The following is a 25513-nucleotide window of genomic DNA, read 5'->3' as shown; positions in this document are numbered from 1 at the left end:
TGCGCCCTTGCGCAGCACCGGACTATTCGGCTTCCTTGGCCACGGGCTGCTCGTTGACGAGGTCAGCGGGAATCCTGAGGGTAAACAGCATGCCCTCGGCTCCGGCCGGATCGACTGAAAGCGAGACTGCATTGACGGCCAGCAGCGAGCGGGTCAATGCCAGCCCGACACTTGAGCGCACCGGTGTCAGCATTTGCCCGTTCCTGCCCACGCCATCGCGGAACACCACGAAGCGCTCAGCCATGTCCACCGCGTGGGCGGAACTGTCCCGCACATGGATGGCAATGGAATGGTCGTCATGCCGTTGTGCCGAGATCACGACCGCGCCACCCATCGGGGTCTGGTCGATGGCGCTGGCCAATAGGTTCAGCACCGCCTGGGCCAGCGAGGCCCGGTCAGCTGTCACCCGCGGCAGCATCTCGGAAATGGCATTGCGCACGATCACGCGCGCCCCATTGGCCTGGTCGCGGATGCGGACCACGCAATGTTCCAGGAGGTCGGTGAGATCGAGGCTCGCTCGCTGCGGTAGATAGCGGCCATCGCGCAGCCGCGCATAATCGTCCAGTTCGTCTACCAGCGCGGCGATTTCTTGCCCGGCTTGGGCGATATCATCGGCATAGGCTTCATAGCGCTCACTATTCAGTGCGCCGAAAGCCTTGGACCGAATGATATCGGAAAAACCGATGACCGTATTGAGCGGACGACGGACGCCCCGGCTGATCCGCCCCAAAAGGGCAGGATCGACATCCACCGGCGCGCCGATACGGGCTGGGGTGGTCTGGCGCGCATTGACCAGGCCGAAATAGCCTGAAACCACGCCGGCCTGCCCAAGCGCAAAGAGCAAGATGTCGGCCTTGCCATCTACCGAGCGCAGCGTCAGGCAGGGCCGGGCGGTCTCCGCAAAGCGGGCCGGACGTTCGAGGAAAGCTCGGAGCGCCACTGCATCGTCTTCACTCACCAGCGATGCAATCGCACGCCCGTTCAGCGGCTTGCCGCCGGTCAGCAGGGTGATCGCAGGGGCGTTGGCTGCGCTGACCATGCCATTGCGATTGGCCTCGATGAAGCCATCGCCACGGATGTCGGCAAAAGTCTGGCCGAACGCCTTGACGGCATCTTCATGGCCAGTGCGCACCTCGGTGGTGCTGGCCGACAGCATCAGCGCCGGGCGGCCATGCCAGGATATGGATTGCAGCCGCGCCGTGACAGGCACCAGCGTACCATCGCGCTGCACCAGGTGGTTCACCGGGCCGGCATCCTGCCCCTCGGTGCCCATGACCGGAAAGATGGCGGCGAGACCCGCCTGCCGCAGGCTCTCCACCGACTCATAGCCCACCATTTCGGTGATGGCGCGATTGGCGAACAATACCTGCTGGTCGCGAAAAACCATGATGCCGAGCGGCAACCGGTTCAGCACCAGCGTTTCACCGCCCAAGTTGATCAAAGCGCCCGAGCCTGCCGTTGCCGGTGGCGCGGTCACGGGCGTTGGTGGACCCGGTTCGGCAGCCTGCCAGTTTCGCTCTCCGACCCGATCGGTCAGGATGCGCGACAATTCATCGAAATTGTACCGCGAGACACGCTCCACCGCCTCGGGGTCGGGCTCGGCCGCCAGCGCGGGCTCGTCCGTGGAGGTCGTTTCCTGGGTGGTTTCGGCGGTCGTCGCATTGCGAAGACCCCGTCCGGTGACCTTGTAGAACGCCGCCACGATGGCATCGCTTTGCGGATCGCTCTCTGCCGTTTCGGTCGGCGGCATGTCGTCATCTTCGGTCAGCGGGGCGTAAAGCGCCTCATCGGCCGCCAGTCGGTCCACCAGGTCGCTCAACCGGCGGGACACATCCTGCAAGCCATCCTCAGCCTCTTCGGCCTCTGGTGACGCCCCGTGGGTATCGGTGGGGGCATCCGTCACGGGCGCTTCGACATTTTCCACCGTGGGAAGCTCGGAGATATTGACCGGCGCATCGCCCAGCGCCTCGATCCAGTCTTCCGGCGAATCCGCATTTGGCGTGGTGGCGGCTTCCGTCGCTAGAGCGTAGGCCGTTTCCGCGTCGGTGTCGTGCCAGCTCTGCAACTCATGCGCATAGGCATTGTCATCGCCAGTCGAGGCAACAATTTCGGGCTCCGGCGCGATGGCCTCGCCCTCCATGGGTCCAGGTTCGGCCGGCGCGACTTTGGGCTCTAGGGAGGCTTCCCCGTCACCGTCCGGTGCGGCTTCGCACACCTCCGGCGCTTCGTCGTCATCTTTCGGTGCCGGGGCCGCCGCCTCAACCGGGTCGCCGTCATCGCCGGATAGCGCCGCAGCCATTATGTCCGGATCAATGGGGTCGACCCCTACGATCAGCAGCACGGGCTCCGCGTCGCTCCGAGCCAGCGGGGTCGTGGCACAGGTTGCCGATACCGGCTTTTCACCGGCCAGAAATTGGATACGCGCAAGGCTGGTTCGTCCCGATGACCCCAGCCGCACGATGCGCGCTACCTGGCCCTTGATCGGCACCGCGGGCGCTGCGCGCTTGAGGCCGTGCTTTTTGAGCTTGGCGCCGAACAGGTCTGCTGCCGAATTCGACCAGATCAGGTCCCGCCCGTCCAGCGACCATAGCCAGGCCGGACGTGCGTCATCCTCATGCTGCAGCACACGGCGCGCATCCGGCAGATTGTTCCAGCGGTCATCCATGGACGGCCTTTGCGTGGTCTCGACCTCGTTGGTCTGTGCCATATCGGCACAGAGGTCCGAAGTTCCTTAAGTGTTCTTCAATATAGTGCCGGGGCGAACGAATCCAGCCCGACCCTTCCCGGTGATGGGCTGCATCACGCCCAATGGTTAAGTCGCCTTTCCTAAGGATTGATCACGCCAGGGGCTGAAATTTGCCTCGAGCCTGCGTAAAATCGCGCTCTGTCCACAGCTTGAAATCGGTGCTTGTCATCAAGTCCATCTCGACCTATGTTCCGCCCGCTTTCGGAACCCGGCCTCGCGCTGGCCCTCCGATGCGGTCCTGCCGCCTTAGCTCAGTTGGTTAGAGCGCTAGATTGTGGATCTAGAGGTCCCCCGTTCAATCCGGGGAGGCGGTACCACCCACCCCACCAGCAGCGACTACCGGGTCAGGCGCAGCGACGAGATGTTGCGCGCGATCTGTTCGAAAGCATCGGACAGCGCGGCGGCGTCCGAGGCCAGGTAGGCATTGCTGCTGCTCGATGCACAATAGCTCAGCACATTGGCGGCCGAGCTGCCTGCGGTGATGCCGAAGCCGACGGTGTAAACGACAATGCCCGTGGCCTTCATGGCATCGCAATAGGCGCGTGATTGCGGATAGGGTTCGCCATTATGCGGGCCACAGTTGATATTGTCAGAACCACCAGCGGAGCCCCTTGCCGGAACACCGTTGCAATGAACGGTGTTGAACTCGCCGTCGGTCATGATGATGGCCGCCTTGAGCAAGTTTTGCTGGCCATAGGGGGCGGGCCGGCTGATTTCGGGCCAGACATATCCGAAATTGGGTGACAGCAGATACCAGGCCCACAGGATTCCCAGGCTGCCGGCGGTATTGCCGGATGCCGGCAGGTTGTCGATCACGTCATGCAACTCATCCCGGTCGTCCGTCAATGGGACGATCTGGGTGTTCGGGCACTCGTTGCTGGGTACGTAATTTCGGCCTACATAGGTGACGCTGGGCGGCTCATCGTTGAACGGGTTGACGGCGCGCTCGGTCACACAGTCGGTGATTGCATAGGTATAGGTGTCGCCCCATACCCCGGTATAACGGTAGTACGGGCAGCCCTCGGTCGCAGTCTGCCATGTGCAGTGCATCACGCCAGAATTGGCATTGTAGCTGCCATTGGTCATCATCGTGTGGCCGCGCAGCACCAGCGTGTTGGCCGTTAGAGTGGTTACCCGGTAGTCCTCATTATTGGTATAATTGCCCTGCTGCCAGCCACCGACACCGGTGACGCGAACCCATTGATCGGTGGCAAAGCCGTGGTTAGTGGAGGTGACCACCGTATTGCAGTCTTGAGCCAGGCATTCGATCACATGGCCGCCGCCGTTATAGGTGTTGTTCCTCCGGACGCCTGAGAGGCGGAATTCATTGCCGCTGGCATTGCTGATCTGGAAGGCGCGGTAGTTGAAATTGGTCGGACCGCTGACATCCCAGATATAGACCCAGTCGCCATTCCTGAACCCGTGGTTTCCAGAGGTTGTGAAGCGGGCCGAGCCGTGGTCGCTGATATTGGTGATGTTTCTTATCGAGCCCGTCGACCAATTCATCGCACGGATATCCTTGGACTCCCGAATCGGACCACGCAGCGCTTCAGCAAACGATCCCACGTTGACCGCCTGCGCATAGGGCACCAGGGCCACCTTGAAATAGGTCGGCTCCTGCACATCCTGCACGATAACATCGACCAGATCGCCGACCGCATCCTTGAGCGCTGCAATGCGCTGCCCGCTCATCGAGCCGGTTACGTCCAGCGCCAAGGCCACTTCGATGTCCACAGCGCCGCGCAAAGCCTCGGCGCTGAACCCGGCCTGCAACTGGGTCACGCCGACCAGGCTTACGAACAAGGTGGGCAGTGTGAACTCACCGCTCAGGAACAGCCTGCCGGCTTCCAGGTCCATTTCGGCACGGTCGACCTTGGCCTCGATGATGTTGATGTCGCCGATCCGCTCAAGCACGATGGCTTCGGCACGGGCGCGCAGCGATTCCTCGGTCATGCCAGGTGTAAAAATATCCGGCTGCAGCGCCAGCACCGCAGCGTCGAGCGCCACCTGGGCACGCTGCCGTGTCTGCTCCAGCGTCACATAGTCCACCACGGCGCCGCCCAGGGCGATCAGCACAATGGCCATCAGCCCGAACAACACGGCAAAAACGCCGCTTTCGTCTTTTGCGAACCGCCGCAGGAGCGGTGCGAATGAGGACATGTAAGGCACCTTGTTAGCGCTGCAGCCCCGACTGTGGCGCAAACTCCTTAGGAAAGCACAACCACCTTGGTGTTCAATTGCACCCGTCCATAGAGGTCGATCACGTCGGCATTGGTCATGCGGATGCAGCCCGACGAGACGTTCTGGCCGATGGACCAGGGCTCGACGGTGCCGTGAATGCGGTAGAGCGTGGAGCCCAGATAAAGCGCCCGCGCGCCCATGGGATTGTCCGGTCCGCCTGCCATAAAGGTGGGCAATCCGGGCTGGCGCCGCCGCATTTCGGCCGGCGGGGTCCAACTCGGCCATTCGGCCTTGCGGGTGACCCGGTGCGTACCGCTCCACTCGAACCCGTCACGCGCCACCCCGATGCCATAGCGCAGGGCCCGGCCGTCGCCGAGCACGAAATAGAGGAAATGCTGGCGCGTATCGACCACGATGGTGCCGCTGCGCTCACCCGTGGCATAGGGCACCACCTGCCGCAGATAGATGGGCGACACATAAGGATTGCCCTGTAAGGCCAGCGCATGGCGCGGCCTGCTATCGGTGATGGTGATGCCGGGTGGCGGCGCAGCGCGCCAGCCAGGTCGGAAGGTCTCTGCCTGTACCGGCAGGGTGGTCACTATGGCCAGCATGACAACCAGCGCGCGCAAAATTCGAGTTCTCATGACCTGCATTCCCTAAATGCCTTTGGCCACAATGTCCCCCAGAAGCGCAAAGGAGAGGTCAAGCTACGTGGTTAATTCCCAGTGGCTTCAAAGGGATAACAAAAGCTTGCTTAGAGATACGCCACGTCGCCCACCAGCCGCTCTGGCGCCAGCACCCGGTTAAGGGCTAGGTCCAGATGCCGCGTGCTGAAGGGCTTGGCGAGGATGTCGTTAACCCCCAGCGCGCGGGCGCGGACCAGATTGTCATGTGAGGGGTAGGCCGTCATCAGGATGACGGGCAGGTCCGGCGGCGCGCCGAAGCGCGGGTCACGCAGCACCTGCATCACCCCCGCGCCGCTGATATCGGGCATGTACCAGTCCATCAGCACCAGGCTGAACGAACGGCTCATCAACATGAGCAGGGCCTCCGCCCCGCCCTCGGCTTCCTCAATGGCACCGAAACCCAGCCGCGTCAGCCCCATGGTGCAGATGGCGCGCGCATGGCTGTTGTCGTCCACCACCAGCGCCCTCAGCCGTTCCGGAACCACCACCACCTCACCCGTCCCGCTGCATGCAGGGGCCTGCATTTGGCCGCTGTCCGCCCGACCTCGTCAATTCGGTGATCTACGTGCATTGAACCGGGCGGCGCTCCGGACCGTGACTTCCTTGCAACAGGTGCCAATTGCTGCGACATGCTGCCACATCTTGCGCTTGCAGCTCACGGATTCGTGAGTTATCCAGTCCTGGTTCGCAACAGCCATCCGAGGGAGGCGTTTTATGACAGCAAATTCGTTCCGCCACTCGGGGCCTACCTGCCATCTTTGGGCACGAGCTTAAAGCTCCCCCACTGACGGTACCTCGGCCGCTTTCCGGCCCGCGGACACCCCACCACCAAACCTGAAACGCTGAATCCGGGTCGTATTGCGTCCGGAATCCGCCTTTCTCCCAACTTCATCCTTTAGAGGCCGGCAGAGTCATTTCTGCCGGAAATAGCAATGTCTTCGAACGTGCTCGATGAGCGCAGCGTCGTGCTGCGCCTTGAATTCTCCATCGCCGATGCTGTCCATCAGCGGGGGCTCGTCCCCGTTCTGGCCAGCGCCATCCGCGCCTGGTGGGCCATGCGGCCCGTCCGCTACGCGCCGGTGCCCGACTATCTGCGCGAAGATGTCGGCCTGCCGCCTGCAGAAGACCGCTTTCGATGGATGGGCTTTGATCTGCACGCCTATCGGCTGCACCCCCCCGACCGGGGTGGCCCGTGATTGAAAAAGGCAGCCGGGGCCCCCCGGCTGCCGCCTATCCCGCCATTGTCTCTCAGGCCTTGATCGTCTAGAGCGTGGTCAGCAAAAGTTGCAGACTTCTGCACCTCGACCACGCGACAACAAGATCCCTGGAATTTCCAGGACGGGCCGACTTTCCAGGGCAGAAAAATGACCGAAAAGACCAAGCTCATCACGCCCCGCCTGCCGCGCGGTTTTGAAGACCGCACGCCTGGCGAAATCGCTGCCGTTGGCGCCATGATCGAGAAGATCAAGGCGGTGTATGAGCGCTATGGTTTCGACCCGGTCGAAACGCCCCTGTTTGAATATACCGAGACGCTCGGAAAATTTCTGCCCGATACCGACCGGCCCAATGCAGGCGTCTTCTCCCTGCAGGACGATGACGAGCAGTGGATGAGCCTGCGCTACGACCTCACCGCGCCGCTCGCTCGTTACTTCGCCGAAAATTTCGAGACCCTGGCAAAACCCTACCGCTCCTATCGCCAGGGCTATGTTTTCCGCAACGAAAAGCCTGGTCCCGGCCGCTTCCGCCAGTTCATGCAGTTCGACGCCGACACGGTCGGTGCCGCCGGCCCCGAAGCCGACGCAGAAATGTGCATGATGATGGCCGACGTCATGGATGCGCTGGGCTTGCAGGGCAAATACGTCGTCCGGGTCAACAACCGCAAGGTTCTGGATGGTGTGCTCGAAGCGGCTGGCGTCACCTCCGATGAGCAGAAGCTGACTGTTCTGCGCGCCATCGACAAGCTCGACAAGTTCGGTGTGGAAGGCGTGAGACTGCTACTCGGCGCCGGTCGCAAGGATGAAAGTGGCGACTTCACAAAAGGCGCGGGACTGGACGCAAAGCAGATTGGTGCAATCATCACCTATTTGGGGATGAGCGCTACCGATGGGGTCGAAAAGAACACTAACGCTCAAGCCGTTGGTGAACTTGAGAAACTTGCCGAACTGTTGGGCATGCCACAGGCTGGCCGTGATGGCATAGCTGAGTTGGAGACGATGCGGTCGCTCTTTGATGCTGCAGGTTATGACAATGACCGCATCAAGATCGACCCCTCCGTCGTCCGCGGCCTCGAATATTACACCGGCCCGGTCTTCGAGATCGAACTGACCTTCAAGGTGCAGAACGAAAAGGGCCAGGACGTGGTCTTCGGCTCGGTCGGCGGCGGTGGCCGCTATGATGGCCTTGTTTCCCGTTTCCGCCGCGAACCGGTGCCCGCCACCGGCTTTTCCATCGGCGTCTCGCGGCTGGCCAATGCCTTGAAGCTCACCGGCAATCTCGGCGCCACCGAGCCCGTCGGCCCGGTCGTCGTCCTCGTCATGGACAAGGCCGAAACCGCCCGCTACCAGGCCATGGTCTCCGAACTGCGCCAGGCCGGCATCCGCGCCGAGATGTTCCTCGGCAATACCAAGAATTTCGGCAAGCAGGTCGCCTATGCCGACAAGCGCAACTCCCCAGCCGTCATCATCGAAGGATCGCAGGAGCGCGAACAGGGTATCCTGCAGATCAAGGACCTCGTCGCCGGCAAGCAGGCCGCCCAGGCCATCACCGATAACGCCGAATGGAAAGCCGCCCGCCCCGGCCAGTTCGAAATCAAGCGCGAAGAGCTTGTTGCGGCGGTCCAGAAGCTGTTGAGCGAGCAATGATCGCAGTGCTCCATCTTGTCCCCCACCACCGTGTCACCCCGGCTTTCGCCGGGATGACAACGAGTGTGCTGATGGATATGGCCTCATGACCAACGCCGCCATGCGCCGCTCCCAGCTCGAATCCCTCGTCGAAGCCCAGGGCGGCTGTCGCGCCACGCCGCCCTTGCTGCTCAGCGCCGATCCCTATTTCGATCTGGCCGGCGAGGAATTCGGTCGCCGCCTGTTGCTCACCACCGACCTCACCGGCGCCGAGTACTGCCTCCGGCCCGATTTCACCCTGCCCATCGTCGCCGACTACATCGAGCAGGGGGCAGGGGCGCCGGCGGCCTTCTCCTATCTTGGTCCCATCTTCCGCCAGCGCAGCACTGGCCCGGCCGAGTTCGACCAGGCGGGGATAGAACTGCTGGCCCAGCCCGATGGCGACATTGCGCTCGATCAGGTGCTGACCTTCGCCCGCGCCGCGCTGTCGCTCTATGGGATTACGCCGCAGGTGCAGTTAGGCGGCGTTGGCCTCTTCGAGGCACTGCTCGCCCAAGCCGACATGCCCGACGCCTGGCGCCCGCGCATCCGCCACCGCTTCGGCCATACCGAGGCCATGGATCGCCTTCTCACCCGCCTCGAACAGGCGCCCGATAGCCCGCGCACCGAGCAGCCGAGCCGCGACGACCTCATCGAGGACATCACCGCCCGCATGGTCTCGGCTGGCTTGAGCCTCTCGGACAGTCGCGCGCCCGAAGAAATAGCCGACCGCTTTCTTGAGCAGCAGGCGCTCGATGCCGCGCATGTTCCCGCTGCAACGCTCAAGCTGTTGCGCGACTATTTCGCCATCAAGGGCGATGCGCTTTCGGCCCTCAAGCAGATCGATGCCTTGGGCGAAAAGCACAAGCTCTTTCTCGGCGTCCCTCTGCTCGCCATCCGCCGTCATCTCGACGGACTGGGCGAAGCGCGAGTCACTTTCGACGCCAGCTTCTCGCCGCGCCTAGATTATTACACCGGCATCGTCTTCGAAATGCGCGGTCAGGGCGGCGCGATACTTGCCTCGGGTGGCCAATATGATCGCCTGCTGGAGCGCCTCGGCGCTACCGCCCCCATTGCCGCCTCCGGCTGCGCCCTCTGGGTCGACCGGCTCGAAGGGGAGGGCTCGAAATGACATCCATCACCCTCGCCGTGCCCTCAAAGGGTCGCCTCGAAGAATTGACCCGAGATTGGTTCGCCCGCCATGGCCTCACCATCACCCGCCCAGGCGGCGCCCGCTCCTATCTCGGCGCCATAGAAGGCATGCCGGATGTGACCGTGCGCTTTTTCCCGGCCTCCGAGATCGCACGCGAACTCATTCGCGGCGCCATTGATCTGGGCGTCACCGGCCGCGACCTGATCCACGAAACCAGCGAAGCCGGTCCGGCCTCGGTGAGCTTTGTGCGCGACCTCGAATTCGGCCATGCCGACGTTGTTATTGCCGTGCCCGAGGCCTGGATCGACGTCACCCATATGCACGACCTGGCCGATGTGGCATCCGATTTCCGCTCGCGTCACGGTCGCTGGCTGCGCATCGCCACCAAGTACGTGACCATCACCCGCCAGCATTTCGCCGCCGCCGGCATTGCCGAATACCGGATCGTGGAAAGCCTTGGCGCCACGGAGGCGGCCCCGGCATCGGGCGTGGCCGATATCGTGGTCGACATCACCTCCACCGGCTCGACCCTGGCCGCCAATGGCCTGCGCGTGCTCGAGGATGGCGTCATGCTGAGGAGCGAGGCCAATCTGATCGTCTCGAAGACCGCCCACTGGTCGCCAGCGCGCAAGGCCATGCTCGACGATCTGCTGCGTCACCTGGGAGACTGAAGATGGAACTGGCCTTCGTCCTGCTCTTCGTCTTGCTGGGCACTGGCGCCATCCTTTATGCCGGCCTGCGTCGGCAACTGGCCCCACCTGAGCCGCCCACCGGCAATGCCCTTGGGGCCGCGTCGGGTGAGGGCGAAGCGCCCGCGGACGGCGCCAATGACGGCCGGGACTGAGCCGCCCCATTGCCTCCTCCGGCCAAATCACGGCACATGGACCAAACTGTCCGGCGAGGGGCGTCGTGGACGAAGCGCTTGAACTGACCATTCTCATGCCCTGTCTCAACGAGGCAGAGACCCTGGCGACCTGCATTGACAAGGCCAAGGTGTTTTTGGCCCGCAGCGGCGTCGCGGGCGAGGTCCTGATTGCCGACAACGGCTCCACCGATGGCTCCCAGGCGATTGCCGAAGCGCTGGACGCGCGCGTGATCTCTGTCGCGCAGCGCGGCTATGGCGCTGCCCTGGGCGCTGGCATCGCCGAGGCGCGGGGCCGCTTTGTCATCATGGGCGATGCCGATGACAGTTATGATTTCGCTAATCTTGATGCCTTCGTGGCCGCCTTGCGCGACGGCGCCGATCTGGTCATGGGCAATCGCTTTGCCGGTGGTGTTGCGCCGGGGGCCATGCCCTGGCATCACCGCTATATTGGCAATCCGGTCCTGAGCTTTCTCGGGCGCCTGTTCTTCAGGACCCCCATTCGCGACTTCCATTGCGGATTGCGTGGGTTCCGGCGCGACGCCGTTCGCGATCTCAACCTACGCACCACCGGCATGGAATTCGCGTCAGAGATGGTGGTCAAGGCCACGTTGAGCCAGCTTGACGTGCGCGAGGTTCCGACCACGCTCCGGCCTGATGGCCGTTCACGACGACCGCATCTGCGCTCCTTCCGCGATGGATGGCGGCACCTGCGCTTCCTGCTGCTGTTTTCGCCGCGCTGGCTGTTCCTCTATCCCGGCTTTACCCTGCTCGGCATTGGCCTGGTCGTGGGGGCCATGTTGCTGCGCGGACCCGTACAGGTGGCCGGTGTGAGCTTCGGGGTCCATTCGCTGCTGGTGGCCTCGCTCTGCGTCATCATGGGCACCCAGTCCATCGCCTTTGCCATTATCGGGCGGCGCTTTGCCTCGCGCTACGGCTTCATTCCGCCCTCGAATTCCTATGATCGCCTGCTCGAAAGCCTGACGCTCGAACGCATCCTGCTCTTTGCCATCCTGCTTATGCTGGGCGGTCTTGCCGCCATGGGCTGGGGCCTGCTCGAATGGGCCCGTCGCGGATTCGGCCCGCTGACCTCCACCGCCACCCTGCGAGCGGTTATTCTGGCCATGACGGCGCTGGTCACGGGGTTCCAGCTGATGATGAGCGCCTTCATGTCGTCCATGATCAATATCCCCATCTACGAACGTCGTCTGGCCGATCGGCCGGCTCCCGACGATCGATTCCGCCGCCGCTCCGACCAGGTCTAGTTCCTCCCCATGCTCGATCCACTCCTTCTTCTCGCCCTGATGGGCGTCGGCATGCTGGCCGGCTTCGTCGATGCCATTGCCGGCGGCGGCGGCATGATAGCGCTGCCAGCACTGCTCTCGGTCGGTCTCCCCCCGGTAGCGGCTTTGGCTACCAACAAGATGCAGTCTGTGGTGGGCACGGGCATGGCGGTCGTCACCTATTGGCGGCGGGGCTTCGTCAACCTGCCCAGTCTGGTTCCCGCAATTGCGCTGACCTTTGCGGGCAGCCTCCTGGGCGCGCTTACGGTCAGCCAGATCGACACCAGCCTGCTCGACATTGCGGTGCCAGTGGCGCTCATCGCCATCGCGCTCTATTTTTTGTTTGCGCCCAAACTGTCCGATGCCGACAAGGCCGCGCGCTTGCCCTTCGGGCCGCTGGTGCCGGTCATGGGCTTCGCCATCGGCTTTTACGATGGTGTTTTCGGCCCCGGCACGGGCTCGTTCTTCACCATCGGCTTCGTGCTTCTGTTCGGCCTGGGGCTGACGCGCGCCACCGGTAGCACCAAGGCGCTCAATTTCATTTCCAATCTTGCAGCGCTGGCGATCTTCATCCCCCAGGGTCATGTCGTCTGGCCCGTTGCCGTGGTTATGGCGCTGGGTCAGTTGATCGGCGGCTATATCGGTGCCCGCACCGGCATCCGCTACGGCGCCAGGGTCATTCGGCCGCTGGTGGTGCTGGTCTCGATCGCGCTCGCGATCAAGCTCCTCGTCTTTCCCTGATCACTCCGGGTCCAGCTCCGCGGCCACGCGCAGGGTAGCGTTGATCCGGTCCTGCCAGCCCGGACCATCGTCCTGGAAATGCGCCAGCACATCGCGGTCGAGCCGCAGCGACACCATTTCCTTGCCTGCTGGGGGCTTTGCCGGCTTCGCTGGAACCGCCTCGGTCTTCGTCGTTGCTGATTTGAAGGCAGCTTCTGCCTGATCAAGGGCACTGCCGCCGCGTCTGGGTGTCCGCATCGATTCCTCGCTTATTGCAGGGACATCCTATCCCTATAAGGACAAAAAGCCCCGGTGTTTCCACCGGGGCTTTCCACCAAGATCGTGACTGGGAAGAAACGATCCTGGAAGCTTGTAGGGCTCGGGGTGGATTAGAAATCCATGCCGCCCATGCCGCCCATGCCGCCGCCGCCCGGCATTGCCGGCGCTGCGTCCTTCGGAGCCTCGACGATCGTGGCTTCGGTGGTGATGAGCAGGGACGCAACCGAAGCGGCGTCTTCGAGGGCGGTGCGGACGACCTTGACCGGATCGATCACGCCCAGGGCAACCAGATCGCCGTACTCGCCTGTCGCGGCGTTGTAGCCGAACGATGCAGCCGAGTTTTCGAGGATCTTGCCCACCACGACGGAGCCTTCGGCACCGGCATTGTTGGCAATGGTGCGCACAGGCTCCTGCAGGGCGCGGCGAACGATCGAGATACCGGCCTCCTGGTCGGCATTGGCGCCCTTGGCCTTGATGTTGACCGAAGCGCGGAGCAGGGCAACGCCACCACCCGGCACGATGCCTTCTTCAACGGCAGCGCGGGTTGCATTGAGCGCGTCATCGACGCGGTCCTTGCGTTCCTTGACTTCCACTTCGGTCGAACCGCCGACGCGGATCACGGCAACACCACCGGCGAGCTTCGCCAGGCGTTCCTGTAGCTTTTCGCGATCATAGTCCGAAGAGGTCTCTTCGATCTGTGCCTTGATCTGGCCAACGCGGGCCTGGATCTCTTCGGCCGTGCCGGCACCATCGACGATGGTGGTGTTTTCCTTGGTGATCTCGATACGCTTGGCAGTGCCGAGCATGTCGAGGGTCACGTTCTCGAGCTTGATGCCGAGATCTTCGGAGATCACCTGGCCGCCGGTCAGGACAGCAATGTCTTCCAGCATGGCCTTGCGGCGGTCACCAAAACCGGGAGCCTTGACGGCAGCGACCTTGAGGCCGGCGCGCAGGCGGTTGACGACCAGGGTCGGCAGCGCTTCGCCATCGACGTCTTCTGCGATGATCAGCAGCGGACGCTGCGACTGCACCACGGCTTCCAGGATCGGCAGGATGGCCTGCAGGTTCGAGAGCTTCTTCTCGTGCAGCAGGATGTACGGGTCCTCGAGGGTCGCCGTCATCTTTTCTGCATTGGTCACGAAATAGGGCGACAGGTAGCCACGGTCGAACTGCATGCCTTCAACGACGTCGAGCTCAGTCTCGGCAGTCTTGGCTTCCTCGACGGTGATCACACCCTCATTGCCGACCTTCTGCATGGCTTCGGCAATCATCTCGCCGATGGCGGATTCGCCATTGGCAGAGATCGTGCCGACCTGCGAAACTTCGGAGGACGAGGTGATGCCCTTGGCCGAGGCCTTGAGGCTCGCGATCACATCGGTCACGGCCAGATCGATACCGCGCTTGAGATCCATCGGGTTGAAGCCGGCGGCGACGGCCTTGACGCCCTCGACGACAATGGCCTGACCCAGAACGGTCGCGGTGGTGGTGCCGTCACCGGCAATGTCGTTGGTCTTTGAAGCGACCGAGCGCAGCAGCTGCGCGCCCAGGTTTTCGAACTTGTCTTCCAGCTCGATTTCTTTGGCAACGGTCACGCCGTCCTTGGTGATGCGCGGAGCACCGAACGACTTTTCGATGACGACGTTACGACCCTTGGGGCCGAGGGTCACCTTCACCGCATTGGCGAGGATGTTGACGCCGCGCAGCATCTTTTCGCGGGCGTCGGTCGAGAACTTTACTTCTTTGGCAGCCATGTGAGGCGCTCCTTAAAGTGGGTTGAACGACAGGATCGGTGGCGAGGCTCAGGCCTCGATCACGCCCATGATGTCGCTTTCCTTCATGATGATCAGGTCTTCGCCGTTCAGCTTGACCTCGGTGCCGCTCCACTTGCCGAAGAGCACGCGATCGCCGGCCTTGACGTCCAGCGCATTGATCTTGCCATTCTCGTCGCGGGCGCCGGGGCCCACGGAAACGATCACGCCCTCGGAGGGCTTTTCCTTGGCGGTATCGGGAATGATGATCCCGCCTTTGGTCTTTTCTTCACTGTCGACGCGACGGACGACAACGCGGTCATGCAGGGGACGGAAGCCCATGGTTATGTTCCTCTTGGCATCATTTCTGAATGCAATTTCGGACCTGTTAGCACTCACGAACTTCGAGTGCTAATAGGCTGCTGGGGATATAGGGATCGCGCCGGTCTCGAGTCAAGGCGTGTGAACCGAAGTTTTTGCTCGGGCGTTACCCCTTGATGCGACAATCCAGCGATGAGGTGCCCAAATGGCTGACGCCAACCAGACAATGCCCAATATCGTCCCGGTAGCGGGGCGGGTGCATATCTCCTTCGATGACGCGGAGATCGCCAGTTCGACCAAGGCCTTGCAGCTCGAACGTCCCGGCGCGGACCCGATGGTCTTCGTGCCGCTTGATGACGTCCACCCCGGAATCCTTGAGGCCTCCGACACCACGCGGGATGATGAGGGGCTCGGCGCGGCTCATTTCTATACCATCAAGACGCTGACGGCCAATGGCGCGGACGAGGCCTGGTATTATCCCTATGCCGATGGCCCCTATGCGCCCATTCGCGACATGCTGACTTTTGGTGGCGACCGCGTCTCCCTGCGGGTATCCGAGGTTTAGGCCGCTGGCTCGCGAGCAGCGCACATTCCCCCTTCCCCCCATCCCAAGACTGAGCCATAAGCACAATCATGAGCGAAAATTCTTCCCTGCAGATCAAGTTGCGCCGTGCAGGCGGCGTCGGTGCCAGCGCGAACTGGCATTGGGAAATTCAGGATGCATCCGGCAAGGTCGTCAAAACCGGCAGCGCCGTGGGCGAAGAGCACAAGGCCTTCGCTACAGCGCGCATTGCCAAGGAAAAGCTGGAAGCCGCGGGCAAGTAACGCCCTCCTGCACGCCAGAGAGCGGTCCGCGATACGGCCCTGGCCAATTCCGCGACCCGGAACAGGACTGACGTGACCGTCCCGACTGCTGAACCTGTCGCGCCCGTGGACAATCCACTTCGTGGCATAGTCCTCAAGGTCACATCGGTCTGCTGCTTCGTGGTCATGGCGACCATGCTCAAGGCCACTCAGACAATTCCCTCCGGGGAGATGGTGTTTTTCCGTGCCTTCTTCGCCATGCTCCCCGTGCTGGCCGTCCTGGCCTGGCGCCGCCGCCTGGTACTGGCCTTTCAGACCCGCCGTCCCTTCGGCCATGTGTTGCGCGGTCTAATCGGCGTCGCCTCCATGAGCCTGGGTTTTTTCGCGCTAACCCGCCTGCCGCTGCCTGAAGCCACGGCCATCGGCTATGCCTCTCCACTGATCATCGTTATTCTCTCGGCCGTGCTCCTGCATGAGCGGGTCCATGTCTTTCGCTGGACCACGGTTCTTGTCGGTCTGGTCGGGGTGGTGATCATCCTCTGGCCGCGCCTCACCATCCTGTCGGGCGATACGCCCATGGGGGATGCCGAGTCCATCGGGGCGCTGGCCGCCCTGGCCGCGGCCATTCTCTCGGCCTTCGCCATGCTCCAGGTCCGCACCCTGGTGCAGACCGAGCGTACAGAAGCCATCGTCACCTATTTCTTCATCACCGCCAGCCTGCTTAGCCTCCTGACCATCCCCTTCGGCTGGGTCTGGCCGACCCCGGAACAGGCGGCTCTGCTGGTGGGCGCCGGGATCTTCGGTGGCATCGGGCAATTGCTGCTGACCTCGTGCTACCGCCATGCCGACATGTCGGTGATCGCCCCGTTCGAATATGTATCGCTGATCCTCACCATCCTGATCGGCTTCGTCATCTTCGCCGATATTCCGACAGTGACCATGGTGATCGGCGCCCTGGTGATCGTGGGCTCCGGCATCGCCGTCATCCTGCGCGAACGCTATTTGGGCCTCGATCGCGCCAGGGCGCGGGAAGCCAATACCCCTTAGGTTTTGACCCGGTATCGGCATTGCACCAGCCCCGAGGGGAACGAGGTTGTGTCCTCAAGCTCCAGGGCAATGTCCGTCGCAAGGCTCCCGAACAGCCTCAGCCCATCCCCGATCAGCACCGGGACCTGGCTGATCACCATGTCTGCGATCAACCCTTCGCGCAGGAATGATGTGATCGTGGCGCCGCCATCGACATAGACCCGGCGCCAATTGCGCTGCTCAGCCAGGGCAAGGGCATCGCCCGGCGTGGCCGCGATGATTTCAACCTTGCCGATGAGCTCCTGGGGGATGTCGGCCGCATTCAGGCTGTTGCTCAGCACCAGAACCGGTCGGTCATAGGGCCATGGCGAAAAGGTCGCGACCTTCTCAAAGCTCCCCCGGCCCATGATGATCGCATCGATCCCGGAGATGAAGCGGTCATAGCCATGGTCCTCGTCCAGTGCCGAAAACCCCACCAGCCAGTCGATGTCGCCGTTCTTGCGGGCGATATAGCCATCCAGGCTCGTGGCAATGAAAACATGGGCGGTGGTCATGCTCGGAGAACCTCCATCTGATTGTGCCTCCTGATCACATGCTTGGGTGTCAGTGCGTGTCAGCAGCGATCTTGAACATGGTCATCCCTCACCCGATGTTACCCCCGGCATGGGGGAGTCATCATGGTCAGCACAGTTGCTATCGTCTTTTCGGTATTGATGGCCGGCCTGGCCATTTTCCAACTGGCGCTGATCCGGGGCGCGCCGCTCGGCCATTTTGCCTGGGGCGGACAACACCGCGTCCTGCCGCGCGCCCTACGCCTGGGCAGCGCCGTGGCCATCCTGCTCTACGCCCTGTTCTCGATCATCCTGCTCATGCGCGCAGGCGTGGTCGCCCCTTGGCCCGAGGCAGGTTTTCTGGTGCCGGCGGCCTGGGCCGTTTCTGCTTATCTCGCGTTGGGCGTGGTGATGAATGCCATATCGCGCAGCCTGCCCGAGCGCCTCACCATGACGCCGCTGGTCGTGGTGCTACTGGGCCTCACCCTGGTCGTGGCGCTTGGCTAGCTCGCGACCTGCATGCCCGCCCAGCCCTGGCGCTTGCGGTAGATGGTCGAGGGGCTGATTTCGAGCGCTGCGGCGGCCATCGAGATATTGCCGCCAAAGGCCGCAATGGCATCCTCGATAATGCGTTGCTCCTGCTGCCACATGGGCAGCACCATGCGTCGCTCGGCCCGCGGCGCCTCGACTGGGGCGGTCGTGGCGACCTTGGATTCTATGTCTGCCGCCTCGATCATGCCGGCGCTGATTTCGCCGCCGTCGAACATCACCACAAGGCGCCGGACCAGGTTCTGCAATTGCCGCACATTGCCGGGCCAGTCTGCGGCCGTCAGTTTCTGCGACGCTTCCGGGCTGATGCCGGCAAAACTCTTGTGCTCTTCCCGCGCATAGTGGGAAAGGAAATGCCGGGTCAGCACCATGATATCGCTGGGACGCTGGCGCAGCGGCGGCAGGTGAATGGGCAGGACATGCAGGCGGTAGAACAGATCCTCGCGGAACTGTCTTTCGGCAATCATCTGCATCGGGTTGCGATTGGTCGCGCAGATGACGCGCACATCCACCTTGCGCGCCGCCGTCTCGCCGACCCGGCTGATTGTGCCCGTCTGCAGAAAACGCAGCAGCTTTGATTGCAGCGAAAGATCCAACTCGCCCACTTCGTCCAGGAACAGCGTGCCGCCATTGGCCAGCTCGGCTGCGCCCTTGCGGTCCTCATGTGCGCCGGTAAAGGCGCCGCGGACCACGCCGAACAACTCGCTCTCCATCAGGTCGCGCGGAATGGCGGCACAATTGATGGCAACAAACCGGTTCCCTGCGCGCGGCCCCTTGGCATGCAGCGCCTCGGCGCACACATCCTTGCCCGTGCCGCTTTCCCCGGTGATGAAGACCGGTGCCGAAGAGGTGGCGACGCGCCCGATCTGCTCATAGAGAAATCGCATGGCGCTCGATGCGCCCACAAAGCCGGCGAAATCGGCCACGACCGGCTCCGCTTCGACCTCCGCACCCAGCGAGCGCGGGCGTCCGTGACGCTGGGCCAGTTCAGCCAGGCGCCCGGCCAGCGTCGCGCCACTGACCGGCTTGGCGACATAGTCGTGGGCTCCGGCTCGCATGGCGCCAAGCGCGGCGCTCACCGACCCGCTGCCGGCCACCGCCAGGATCAGCGCACCTGCCGCCAGCCGCACCAGCCGCTGCATCGCATCCTCGACACTGGCCGCCAGGTCCAGCAAGCTGTCGAGGTCGGCGATGATCACGTCAAAATGGGTCTTGCGCAGCAGGTCGGCCGCCGCGCGACCGCCGGACACCTGGGCAATCTTGGGGGCGACAAGCAGAGCTTCGCAAAGCCCCGCGCCGATTTGGCGGGCACAGGCGACATCCGCGTCGATCAGCAAAAGCCGGCCGCACAGCGCGTTGTCGCTTCCGCTCGTCATCGTCATTGCGCAGATTATCCTGGTTTGGTCCGCAATCGGACCGTTCTTGTCGTTGGGCGAATTGTTACGGACTAGGGTAAATATTCCGTTCTTGCGCCTGTCATCTAAACCACGTTTATCTCTGCGCTATGCGTATTGAGTCTGACGAGGATGTTTTCGAGCCGATTGTGCGCGGCATTACCCAGACGGGTGTGCGGTTGGCCAATGAACGCGCCGTCCTGACCCTTATTGCCGGCATTCCCGGCGTCTCCAATGCCGACATAGCCCGCCGCTCCGGCCTTGGGCCGCAGACTACAGCGCGCATCCTGGCCGACCTCGAGGCACGAGATCTTATTATCCGCGGCGATGTTCTGCGCGGCCGGCGCGGGCAGCCGGCAACGCCCTACCAGCTCAATCCCCAGGGAGGCTTTTCCATCGGCGTGGAAATTGGCTGGCAGCATTTTGAAGTCTTGCTGCAGAATATCGCTGGCGAACCTGTCGCCGCGACCCGCCACTGCTACCCGTTCCCCGATCCCCTTACGGTCTTTGCCGAGGTCGCTGCCGATGTCGCAACCTTGCTGGCGGAACTGACCACAGCGCAACGGGAGCGGTTTGCAGGCATCGGCGTCACCTCGCCCGGCAATTTCGGACCGCTGCTCGAGCCACTGGGCGCCCCCGAGGCAGTCATGGCGCAATGGGCCGAGATCGACATCGGCGCGCACCTGGCCGAGCAGACCGGCCTGCCCACGATCTGGGTCAATGATGGCAGCGCCGCTGCTTGGCGCGAAATTACCGTTCATCCAACGCCCCGGCCCAAGGGCGTCGCTGGCTTCTTTGTAGGTACCTTCGTCGGTGGCGGGGTGGTTTCGGGGGGAATCCTGCTCGAAGGCCCCTATGGCAATGCCGCGGATCTCGGCGCCATCATCGTCCATGACCGTGTCGGCCGGCCTGCCTATCTGCACTTGATGGCCTCGCTGCATGCCCTGGTCCTGCGCATTACAGACGCCGGGGGGAACCCGCCCAGTGGTCCGGCCCGGGAATGGGACTGGGCGGCGCTGGAGCCGCATGTGGCCGATTGGCTCGATGATGCCGGCCATGCCCTGGCGCAGGCCGTCCTCACCACCACGGCCATGGCCGAAATTGATCTGGCGACCATCAATGGCGATCTGCCCGAATCAATCCTGGTTCGGCTGCTTGAGAGCACCAGTGCTCATCTGGCTGAACTGCCGATTCTGCTCGCGCACCGTCCCCGCCTGGCGCGCGGTCTCGCCGGGCCGTCCGCTGCAGTTTTCGGCGCCGCTCAACTACTGTTGTTCCGCCGCTACTTCTCGCGCGCCTGGGACTTGTTTGAGGCCGAAGCGGGTAAATAGCGCGGGACAGATAACTAGGGCGCCTTTTTCCCTCTGTGACAGGGTGCTAAGTAAAAGCGGTCGAATCCCGACGCCGACGCATGATCCGGAAAGTGGTTGCTCGTTTCCGGCCAGATTATGCGTAAAAAAACAGGGGTTTCAGGTCCGCCGTGCAGGCTCTTGTGTATTCGTTGATCGCGTTTTCCGCAGCCGGACTGGGGGCATTGGCTTACTTTGGCCTGACCTTCACCCCGGCTAATGCGATTCTCGTTGCCGTGGTTTTCGCCTGCGCCTGCGTGGTGCTGATGGAGCGTGTCCTGCGCCAGCGGGCCGAGAATCGGCTGGAACGCGCCATCGAGGATTTGTCGCGTCTCCTGGCCACCGACGCCCAGGCCGGCGCCGTGCTCGGCCAGCGCATCAATGCCATTGCCGACCTCAATCCCGGACAGCGCCTCGAAACCGTCGAGGCCGACATTTCCGTGCTTGGCACGGTCATCCGCCAGGTGGCCGAGGCTGTGGCCGAGGTCGAGGACAAGGTGGCCAAGGCCGGCTCCTCGCGTTCGCCTGCGCCTGATCCGGCGGATGCGCGCATGATCGCGGCACCGCCCCCCGCGCCCCCGCCCCAGGTGATCGTGCCGGCAACCGAGCCGGTCATTCCCCTGGAAATGCTGCGCCAGGCCATTGATGAAAATCGCCTGATCCATCACGTGCAGCCGGTGGTGCGCCTGCCGCAGCGGCGCGCGGTTGGCTACGATATGGTGCCGCGCCTTATGCTCGAGGACGGCGAATTGGCCGATGCCCCCGATTTCATGCCGCGCCGGGGTGGCAGGGACATAGTCCGTCTCATCGAGGGGACGGGCCTCGTCGAGGCAATTGCCATTGCCCGGCGCTCGCGCACGGGTGGCCAGCCAGCCATGCTGCACATCCCCTTGTCCCGCGCATCGCTGGGCGATGAAGCCGCAGCTGAGCAATTGCTGGTGACCCTCGACGCCAACCGCGCCATCGCCGGCTCTCTTACTTTCATGGTCGCCGAAGCCGAATGGCAGTCGCTCACCACCCATGAGCGGGCCGTAATTGACCAGATGGTGCGCAAGGGCGCAGGCTTTTCCATCGCCGGCATGACCTCGCTGCGGGTCGATGTGGCCGACATGGCGGCCATGGGCGTTCGCTCCCTCCGGGTCGATGCTGAGCGGTTCATCCAGACGCCCGAGGCCTTCACCGATTTCCACATGACCGACATCGCCAATTATCTGGCACGCTTCGAGGTGACCCTGTTGGCCACTGGCATTTCCAGTGAACGCCAGATTGTGGAATTGCTCGATAGCGACATCGTGCTGGTTCAGGGCGAGCATATTGCGGGTCCTGGCCCGGTTCGCTCCGACCTGTCGCTCGATTCCAGCCGCACCGTCACGCCCCAGTTGCGTCGCGCCGAACTCTAGGCACTTCGAATGACGGGACCCAGCGCGGCCGGGCGGCCTAGCGCCGTCCCAGCCCGCCAACTGCTCGCTTGAGATTACCCAGCAATCCGCGGGCGCCGGTTTCCACCTCGATTTCCGCCAAACTCCTGTCTGCCGCGCTCGACGCCTCCAGCGTGAACGTGCCGATCACTCGATCGAGTTCGGCCGCTTGCGCCTCGGTCTGTTCGATCGCGGCATTGGTCTCTTCCACGAGAGCCGCATTGTGCTGGGTCATCTGGTCCAGCGTACGCACCGCCACATTCACCTCTTCGATGGAGGCCGCCTGTTCCCGGCTTGCCTTGGCCATGTCGGCCAGCAGGGCGGCGTTGGCGCTGATCCCTGATTGGACGGCAAGCAGGCGCTCGGCCGCTTCCGCTACAAGTTTGGATCCGCCATTGACCTCCCCCGCACTCTGCTCCACCAGCGCCTTGACGTCGCTGGACGCCTGCGCCGCCGACTGCGCCAGGCGCCGTACCTCCACCGCCACCACTGCAAAGCCCTTGCCGGCCTCGCCGGCACGCGCCGCCTCGACCGAGGCGTTCAGGGCCAGCAGATTGGTCTGGAACGCGATGTCATCGATCAACCCGATAATGTTGGAAATCTTTGCCGAAGACTGGGTGATGCGCTCCATCGCCTCATTGGCTTTGTTCATCACCGCGCCGCTTGCCTCGGCGTCGGCCGAAACGGTCCGCGCCTTGCCGCTTGCATCTTCCGCATGGGCAGCGTTTTCGCTGACCATATTGCGCAGCTGTTCCATTGCTGCAGAGGTCTCCTCGATAGTGGCTGCCTGGCGCGTGGTTCGCTCGGAGAGATCATTGGCACCGGCCAGGATTTCGCCAGTCGCGGTCCTGAGCGAGCCGGAAGTGTGCCGCAGCCGCACGATAACCTGGCCGAGCTGCTCGGCGACGCCATTGGTGTCGGTCTTGAGCCGGTCGAATGCGCCCTTGTACTGGCCGCTGACGCGTCGGGACAGATCGGATTTGGCGAGAGCCGATAGCACTTCGCCGGTTTCGCCAATGCCGCGCTCGACCGTGGCCAGCAACTCGTTGACGTTTTCGGCCAGCCGCTTGAGCTCAGGGTCGGGCAGGGCGGTTTCCGCACGCAATGAAAAGTCGCCATCGATGGCCGCGCCGACCACGCGATCAATATCCTGCTGCAGCGCCTCGACCATGCGCACCTGTTCAGCGCGCTCGGTGTTCATGCTGTCTTCTGCGGCACGCAACTCGGCGATGCGCAACCCGTTCTGGCGGAATACTTCCACCGCATCGGCCATGGCGCCCAGCTCATCGGCACGGCCCTGTCCCGGCACGTCGGCATCAAGCTGGTCCCCGGCAATGCTGGTCATGGTTGCGGTCAGGCGCCCGATTGGGCGGGTAATGGTGCGCGCAATCAGAACACTGCCCACCGCCGACAGTGCCAATAGTACCGCGCCGATCAGGAGCATGGTGTTACGCAGGCCGGTGGATGGCGCCAGGATTTCATCGGCGCTTTCCAGCGCAACCACGGCCCAGTCCGATCCGCCAAAGGAAATCGGCATGGCCTTTGCGATCATCTGGTCGCCGGCGTGATCGACCATGCCCATGCCGGCGGTCCCGGCAAGCGCGTCGGTAATGGCCGGGCCTGTCAGTGAAGCCGACAGCGCGTCGTCGCCTTCGGTCTTGGGCGAATCATTGCGGATCAGTCCGTCCTGGCCCACCAGGAACACGTCGCCACTGGCACCCAGTCCCTTGGTACGGCTGAGCACCTCACTGATGCGCCCCAGTGGCATCTTGTAGGTCAATACGCCGGCCTGCAGGCCCTGGTCATAGACCGGCGCGGCGATGAAACTGGCCGGAGCATCACCGCTTGGCCCATAAGGCGCGAAGTCGGTGAGAAAGACATCGCCCGGATTGCCCACCATGGCGGCGCGAACCACACTGCCCAGATCGCTATCGGCCCACGGCCCCGCTCCCTCATCAAACCCGGTACCGAAATCAGCTTCTTTCTGCACCGAATAGACGTTGTTACCCTGAAGGTCGAACAGGAACACGTCGTAATAGCCACGTGTCTGTAGCAGGCTGCGGAATTCGTCATGTTGCTGACGATGGATCTGATCATAGACCGAGAGCTTTTCCGACGTGTCCAGCAGCAGGCGCTCACCGGCGGGATGCGGGTTCTTGGCCACATAGGCGTCCTGCAGCAGCGTCGAGGGGTCGCCCTGGCCCTTGAGCGAGTGGACCGCGCCCGAGAACGAATAGAGCGCCGCGGCTACATCGCTGCGATTGGCAAACAGCGTCAGGTCCTGTCGCACCTCGCTGAGATAGGCGTCGAGCGCGGCAGTGGCGTTTTCTGCCGCGGCGTCAAGACGATCTTCGGCCTGCTCGGTGACGATGGAATCACTGCTCAGATAGGCGGCCAGCCCGAGGCTCGCGCCTGTGGCCATGGCAATCCCGACCACCATGATCGGCAATCGGAGCGAGAGTTTCATTTGGCTGAACATGGAGGCTGCACCTGCTTCTGGCATCGCGTCGTTATACAATTGCCCGGGTCGCGGTTCCTCCTTCCGCGCCGTGGCAGTGCCGAACCATAGGAATCAAGTCGTTAAGGAAGCGAGTCTGTCTCCGTTACGGCAGTGTCACGGAGCTTTTTGCTTGATCCTTCCGCGCAAATTGCCACATAGCTCCCAATGCCCCTTTTCAGACCAAGGCAAGCCATGACCTCGCCCCTGCCAACCATTTCCGGCCTCTCCGATCTGTCTAGCCGCTATGATGCGGTGCTGAGCGACGTTTGGGGTGTCGTTCACAATGGCGTCGCGGCCTTTCCCGAAGCGGTCGAGGCCCTGCGCGATTTCCGCAAGGCTGGGGGCAGGGCGGTGCTGATCACCAACGCCCCGCGTCCCTCGGCGCCCATCGTGGCCATGCTCGACCGCCTGGGCGTGCCGCGCGATGCCTATGACGCCATCGTCTCCTCGGGCGACGCCACCCGCGCCATGATCGAGAAATACCGGGGCAGGGCTATCCACCATGTCGGCCCGGCCACCGAGGACGACGCGCTCTATGATGGCCTCGATCTCCGACGCACCGGCGCCGAAGAGGCCGAAGTCGTGGTCGTGACCGATCTCGATACCGACGACGATACGCCCGAAATGTACCGTGAGCGCGCCCGGCTCTGGCTATCGCGAAAACTGCCCATGATCTGCGCCAATCCCGACCGCGTGGTCGAGCATGGCGACAAGATCATCTATTGCGGCGGGGCCCTCGGCGATCTCTACTCGGCCATGGGCGGCATGGTTCACATGGCAGGCAAGCCCTATCCGCCCATCTATGAACAGGCCTTTGCCCTGGCCGAACAGGCGGCCGGCGGCAGCCTCGACAAGTCCCGCGTGCTGGCTATCGGCGACAGCGTGCGCACCGACGCGGCCGGTGCCGCCCAGTTCGGCATCGATCTGCTGTTCATCACCGGCTCCATCCATGCGGCCGAGCTCGATGCGTTCGGCAAGCCGGACCCGCAGGCCATTGCCGATCTGATTGCGCCCAGCCGCGCCCGCGTGGCCGGCTATCTGCCGCGCCTGTCCTGGTAGTCTCA

At 63.3% G+C, this 25513-nt stretch carries 24 protein-coding genes and 1 tRNA gene; 15 read left to right on the top strand and 10 right to left on the bottom strand.

The genetic code is table 11. The features are described from left to right. Positions 1-22 precede the first annotated feature (22 nt). Positions 23-2707, bottom strand: coding sequence for a histidine kinase dimerization/phospho-acceptor domain-containing protein (locus ACXYMS_RS08625; RefSeq protein ID WP_458905442.1), 2685 nt, complete (start codon positions 2705-2707; stop codon positions 23-25). A 279-nt stretch (positions 2708-2986) separates the two neighbouring features. Between ACXYMS_RS08625 and ACXYMS_RS08620 the strand changes: the two genes are divergently transcribed. Beyond that, positions 2987-3063 (top strand) — tRNA-His (locus ACXYMS_RS08620). Between the two features lie 19 nt (positions 3064-3082). Here the strand turns inward: ACXYMS_RS08620 and ACXYMS_RS08615 are convergent. The 3 genes from ACXYMS_RS08615 to ACXYMS_RS08605 all read right to left on the bottom strand — a co-directional run bounded on the left by ACXYMS_RS08615 (position 3083) and on the right by ACXYMS_RS08605 (position 6137). Further along, a complete protein-coding gene (locus ACXYMS_RS08615) occupies positions 3083-4906 on the bottom strand; it encodes a TadE/TadG family type IV pilus assembly protein (RefSeq protein WP_458905441.1) in 1824 nt (607 codons plus the stop codon). A 47-nt stretch (positions 4907-4953) separates the two neighbouring features. Continuing rightward, positions 4954-5571, bottom strand: coding sequence for a L,D-transpeptidase (locus ACXYMS_RS08610; protein WP_458905439.1), 618 nt, complete (start codon positions 5569-5571; stop codon positions 4954-4956). A gap of 110 nt (positions 5572-5681) precedes the next feature. Next, positions 5682-6137 carry a response regulator gene (locus tag ACXYMS_RS08605; protein WP_458905438.1) on the bottom strand — a complete coding sequence of 152 codons (456 nt, stop codon included), beginning with the start codon at positions 6135-6137 and terminating at the stop codon, positions 5682-5684. Between the two features lie 408 nt (positions 6138-6545). On the opposite strand from ACXYMS_RS08605, the gene ACXYMS_RS08600 reads away from it, so the two are divergent. The 7 genes from ACXYMS_RS08600 (at position 6546) to ACXYMS_RS08570 (ending at position 12531) form a co-directional block, all read left to right on the top strand. Beyond that, complete coding sequence (locus ACXYMS_RS08600; protein WP_458905436.1) at positions 6546-6809, top strand: hypothetical protein; 264 nt, start codon at positions 6546-6548, stop codon at positions 6807-6809. A gap of 168 nt (positions 6810-6977) precedes the next feature. After that, a complete protein-coding gene (gene hisS / locus ACXYMS_RS08595; protein WP_458905434.1) occupies positions 6978-8474 on the top strand; it encodes a histidine--tRNA ligase in 1497 nt (498 codons plus the stop codon). Between the two features lie 85 nt (positions 8475-8559). Beyond that, a complete protein-coding gene (locus ACXYMS_RS08590; RefSeq protein WP_458905433.1) occupies positions 8560-9624 on the top strand; it encodes an ATP phosphoribosyltransferase regulatory subunit in 1065 nt (354 codons plus the stop codon). After that, positions 9621-10316 (top strand): ATP phosphoribosyltransferase, encoded by a 696-nt coding sequence (hisG, locus tag ACXYMS_RS08585; RefSeq protein WP_458905431.1) that lies wholly within the window; start codon positions 9621-9623, stop codon positions 10314-10316. The genes ACXYMS_RS08590 and hisG overlap by 4 nt, the downstream gene beginning before the upstream one ends. A gap of 2 nt (positions 10317-10318) precedes the next feature. Next, positions 10319-10489: a hypothetical protein gene (locus ACXYMS_RS08580; protein ID WP_458905430.1), complete on the top strand. Its 171-nt coding sequence runs from the start codon at positions 10319-10321 to the stop codon at positions 10487-10489. 65 nt (positions 10490-10554) lie between these two features. Further along, positions 10555-11772, top strand: a complete 1218-nt coding sequence (locus ACXYMS_RS08575) for a glycosyltransferase family 2 protein (RefSeq protein WP_458905428.1) — start codon at positions 10555-10557, stop codon at positions 11770-11772. Positions 11773-11781: 9 nt separating this feature from the next. Beyond that, positions 11782-12531: a TSUP family transporter gene (locus ACXYMS_RS08570; protein WP_458905427.1), complete on the top strand. Its 750-nt coding sequence runs from the start codon at positions 11782-11784 to the stop codon at positions 12529-12531. Here ACXYMS_RS08570 and ACXYMS_RS08565 read toward each other — a convergent pair whose 3' ends face one another. The 3 genes from ACXYMS_RS08565 to ACXYMS_RS08555 form a co-directional block, all read right to left on the bottom strand. Next, positions 12532-12768: a BrnA antitoxin family protein gene (locus tag ACXYMS_RS08565; protein WP_458905425.1), complete on the bottom strand. Its 237-nt coding sequence runs from the start codon at positions 12766-12768 to the stop codon at positions 12532-12534. It lies immediately after the preceding gene. Between the two features lie 131 nt (positions 12769-12899). Beyond that, positions 12900-14540, bottom strand: a complete 1641-nt coding sequence (gene groL / locus ACXYMS_RS08560) for a chaperonin GroEL (protein WP_458905423.1) — start codon at positions 14538-14540, stop codon at positions 12900-12902. A 48-nt stretch (positions 14541-14588) separates the two neighbouring features. Then, positions 14589-14879, bottom strand: a complete 291-nt coding sequence (locus ACXYMS_RS08555) for a co-chaperone GroES (RefSeq protein WP_046103399.1) — start codon at positions 14877-14879, stop codon at positions 14589-14591. A gap of 184 nt (positions 14880-15063) precedes the next feature. Here ACXYMS_RS08555 and ACXYMS_RS08550 point away from each other — a divergent pair, with 184 nt between their 5' ends. The 3 genes from ACXYMS_RS08550 to ACXYMS_RS08540 all read left to right on the top strand — a co-directional run bounded on the left by ACXYMS_RS08550 (position 15064) and on the right by ACXYMS_RS08540 (position 16709). Further along, complete coding sequence (locus ACXYMS_RS08550) at positions 15064-15423, top strand: DUF427 domain-containing protein (RefSeq protein ID WP_458905421.1); 360 nt, start codon at positions 15064-15066, stop codon at positions 15421-15423. A gap of 68 nt (positions 15424-15491) precedes the next feature. Continuing rightward, positions 15492-15683: a hypothetical protein gene (locus tag ACXYMS_RS08545; protein ID WP_458905419.1), complete on the top strand. Its 192-nt coding sequence runs from the start codon at positions 15492-15494 to the stop codon at positions 15681-15683. Positions 15684-15755: 72 nt separating this feature from the next. Beyond that, positions 15756-16709 (top strand): DMT family transporter, encoded by a 954-nt coding sequence (locus ACXYMS_RS08540; RefSeq protein WP_458905418.1) that lies wholly within the window; start codon positions 15756-15758, stop codon positions 16707-16709. Here ACXYMS_RS08540 and ACXYMS_RS08535 read toward each other — a convergent pair. Then, a complete protein-coding gene (locus tag ACXYMS_RS08535; protein ID WP_458905416.1) occupies positions 16706-17242 on the bottom strand; it encodes a dihydrofolate reductase family protein in 537 nt (178 codons plus the stop codon). The genes ACXYMS_RS08540 and ACXYMS_RS08535 overlap by 4 nt on opposite strands. Positions 17243-17365: 123 nt before the next feature. Here ACXYMS_RS08535 and ACXYMS_RS08530 point away from each other — a divergent pair, with 123 nt between their 5' ends. After that, a complete protein-coding gene (locus tag ACXYMS_RS08530) occupies positions 17366-17746 on the top strand; it encodes a hypothetical protein (protein ID WP_458905415.1) in 381 nt (126 codons plus the stop codon). Here ACXYMS_RS08530 and ACXYMS_RS08525 read toward each other — a convergent pair. Continuing rightward, positions 17743-19170, bottom strand: a complete 1428-nt coding sequence (locus tag ACXYMS_RS08525) for a sigma 54-interacting transcriptional regulator (RefSeq protein WP_458905413.1) — start codon at positions 19168-19170, stop codon at positions 17743-17745. The two genes, ACXYMS_RS08530 and ACXYMS_RS08525, sit on opposite strands and share 4 nt — an antisense overlap. 122 nt (positions 19171-19292) lie before the next feature. On the opposite strand from ACXYMS_RS08525, the gene ACXYMS_RS08520 reads away from it, so the two are divergent. Next, positions 19293-20513, top strand: a complete 1221-nt coding sequence (locus tag ACXYMS_RS08520) for an ROK family transcriptional regulator (RefSeq protein ID WP_458905412.1) — start codon at positions 19293-19295, stop codon at positions 20511-20513. A 203-nt stretch (positions 20514-20716) separates the two neighbouring features. Beyond that, the gene (locus ACXYMS_RS08515; protein WP_458905411.1) at positions 20717-21931 is read left to right on the top strand and encodes an EAL domain-containing protein; all 1215 of its coding nucleotides are present in this window, start codon (positions 20717-20719) and stop codon (positions 21929-21931) included. A 37-nt stretch (positions 21932-21968) separates the two neighbouring features. Here the strand turns inward: ACXYMS_RS08515 and ACXYMS_RS08510 are convergent, their stop codons facing one another. Then, positions 21969-24416 (bottom strand): methyl-accepting chemotaxis protein, encoded by a 2448-nt coding sequence (locus tag ACXYMS_RS08510; RefSeq protein ID WP_458905409.1) that lies wholly within the window; start codon positions 24414-24416, stop codon positions 21969-21971. 225 nt (positions 24417-24641) lie between these two features. Between ACXYMS_RS08510 and ACXYMS_RS08505 the strand changes: the two genes are divergently transcribed. Beyond that, positions 24642-25508 (top strand): TIGR01459 family HAD-type hydrolase, encoded by an 867-nt coding sequence (locus ACXYMS_RS08505; protein WP_458905407.1) that lies wholly within the window; start codon positions 24642-24644, stop codon positions 25506-25508. The last annotated feature ends 5 nt before the right edge of the window (positions 25509-25513 follow it).

It is taken from the genome of Devosia sp. CAU 1758 (assembly GCF_054482695.1).
Note: the sequence above shows the minus strand (reverse complement) of the source record. Positions and strands in the feature narration are given on the sequence as shown.

Excerpts from the sequence above, each read along its gene's own strand:
- ACXYMS_RS08625 (WP_458905442.1), bottom strand. The coding sequence starts at position 2,707 with ATGGCACAGACCAACGAGGTCGAGACCACGCAAAGGCCGTCCATGGAT.
- ACXYMS_RS08615 (WP_458905441.1), bottom strand. The coding sequence starts at position 4,906 with ATGTCCTCATTCGCACCGCTCCTGCGGCGGTTCGCAAAAGACGAAAGC.
- ACXYMS_RS08610 (WP_458905439.1), bottom strand. The coding sequence starts at position 5,571 with ATGAGAACTCGAATTTTGCGCGCGCTGGTTGTCATGCTGGCCATAGTG.
- ACXYMS_RS08605 (WP_458905438.1), bottom strand. The coding sequence starts at position 6,137 with ATGCAGGCCCCTGCATGCAGCGGGACGGGTGAGGTGGTGGTGGTTCCG.
- ACXYMS_RS08600 (WP_458905436.1), top strand. The coding sequence starts at position 6,546 with ATGTCTTCGAACGTGCTCGATGAGCGCAGCGTCGTGCTGCGCCTTGAA.
- hisS (WP_458905434.1), top strand. The coding sequence starts at position 6,978 with ATGACCGAAAAGACCAAGCTCATCACGCCCCGCCTGCCGCGCGGTTTT.
- ACXYMS_RS08590 (WP_458905433.1), top strand. The coding sequence starts at position 8,560 with ATGACCAACGCCGCCATGCGCCGCTCCCAGCTCGAATCCCTCGTCGAA.
- hisG (WP_458905431.1), top strand. The coding sequence starts at position 9,621 with ATGACATCCATCACCCTCGCCGTGCCCTCAAAGGGTCGCCTCGAAGAA.
- ACXYMS_RS08580 (WP_458905430.1), top strand. The coding sequence starts at position 10,319 with ATGGAACTGGCCTTCGTCCTGCTCTTCGTCTTGCTGGGCACTGGCGCC.
- ACXYMS_RS08570 (WP_458905427.1), top strand. The coding sequence starts at position 11,782 with ATGCTCGATCCACTCCTTCTTCTCGCCCTGATGGGCGTCGGCATGCTG.
- ACXYMS_RS08565 (WP_458905425.1), bottom strand. The coding sequence starts at position 12,768 with ATGCGGACACCCAGACGCGGCGGCAGTGCCCTTGATCAGGCAGAAGCT.
- groL (WP_458905423.1), bottom strand. The coding sequence starts at position 14,540 with ATGGCTGCCAAAGAAGTAAAGTTCTCGACCGACGCCCGCGAAAAGATG.
- ACXYMS_RS08555 (WP_046103399.1), bottom strand. The coding sequence starts at position 14,879 with ATGGGCTTCCGTCCCCTGCATGACCGCGTTGTCGTCCGTCGCGTCGAC.
- ACXYMS_RS08550 (WP_458905421.1), top strand. The coding sequence starts at position 15,064 with ATGGCTGACGCCAACCAGACAATGCCCAATATCGTCCCGGTAGCGGGG.
- ACXYMS_RS08545 (WP_458905419.1), top strand. The coding sequence starts at position 15,492 with ATGAGCGAAAATTCTTCCCTGCAGATCAAGTTGCGCCGTGCAGGCGGC.
- ACXYMS_RS08535 (WP_458905416.1), bottom strand. The coding sequence starts at position 17,242 with ATGACCACCGCCCATGTTTTCATTGCCACGAGCCTGGATGGCTATATC.
- ACXYMS_RS08530 (WP_458905415.1), top strand. The coding sequence starts at position 17,366 with ATGGTCAGCACAGTTGCTATCGTCTTTTCGGTATTGATGGCCGGCCTG.
- ACXYMS_RS08525 (WP_458905413.1), bottom strand. The coding sequence starts at position 19,170 with ATGACGATGACGAGCGGAAGCGACAACGCGCTGTGCGGCCGGCTTTTG.
- ACXYMS_RS08520 (WP_458905412.1), top strand. The coding sequence starts at position 19,293 with ATGCGTATTGAGTCTGACGAGGATGTTTTCGAGCCGATTGTGCGCGGC.
- ACXYMS_RS08510 (WP_458905409.1), bottom strand. The coding sequence starts at position 24,416 with ATGAAACTCTCGCTCCGATTGCCGATCATGGTGGTCGGGATTGCCATG.
- ACXYMS_RS08505 (WP_458905407.1), top strand. The coding sequence starts at position 24,642 with ATGACCTCGCCCCTGCCAACCATTTCCGGCCTCTCCGATCTGTCTAGC.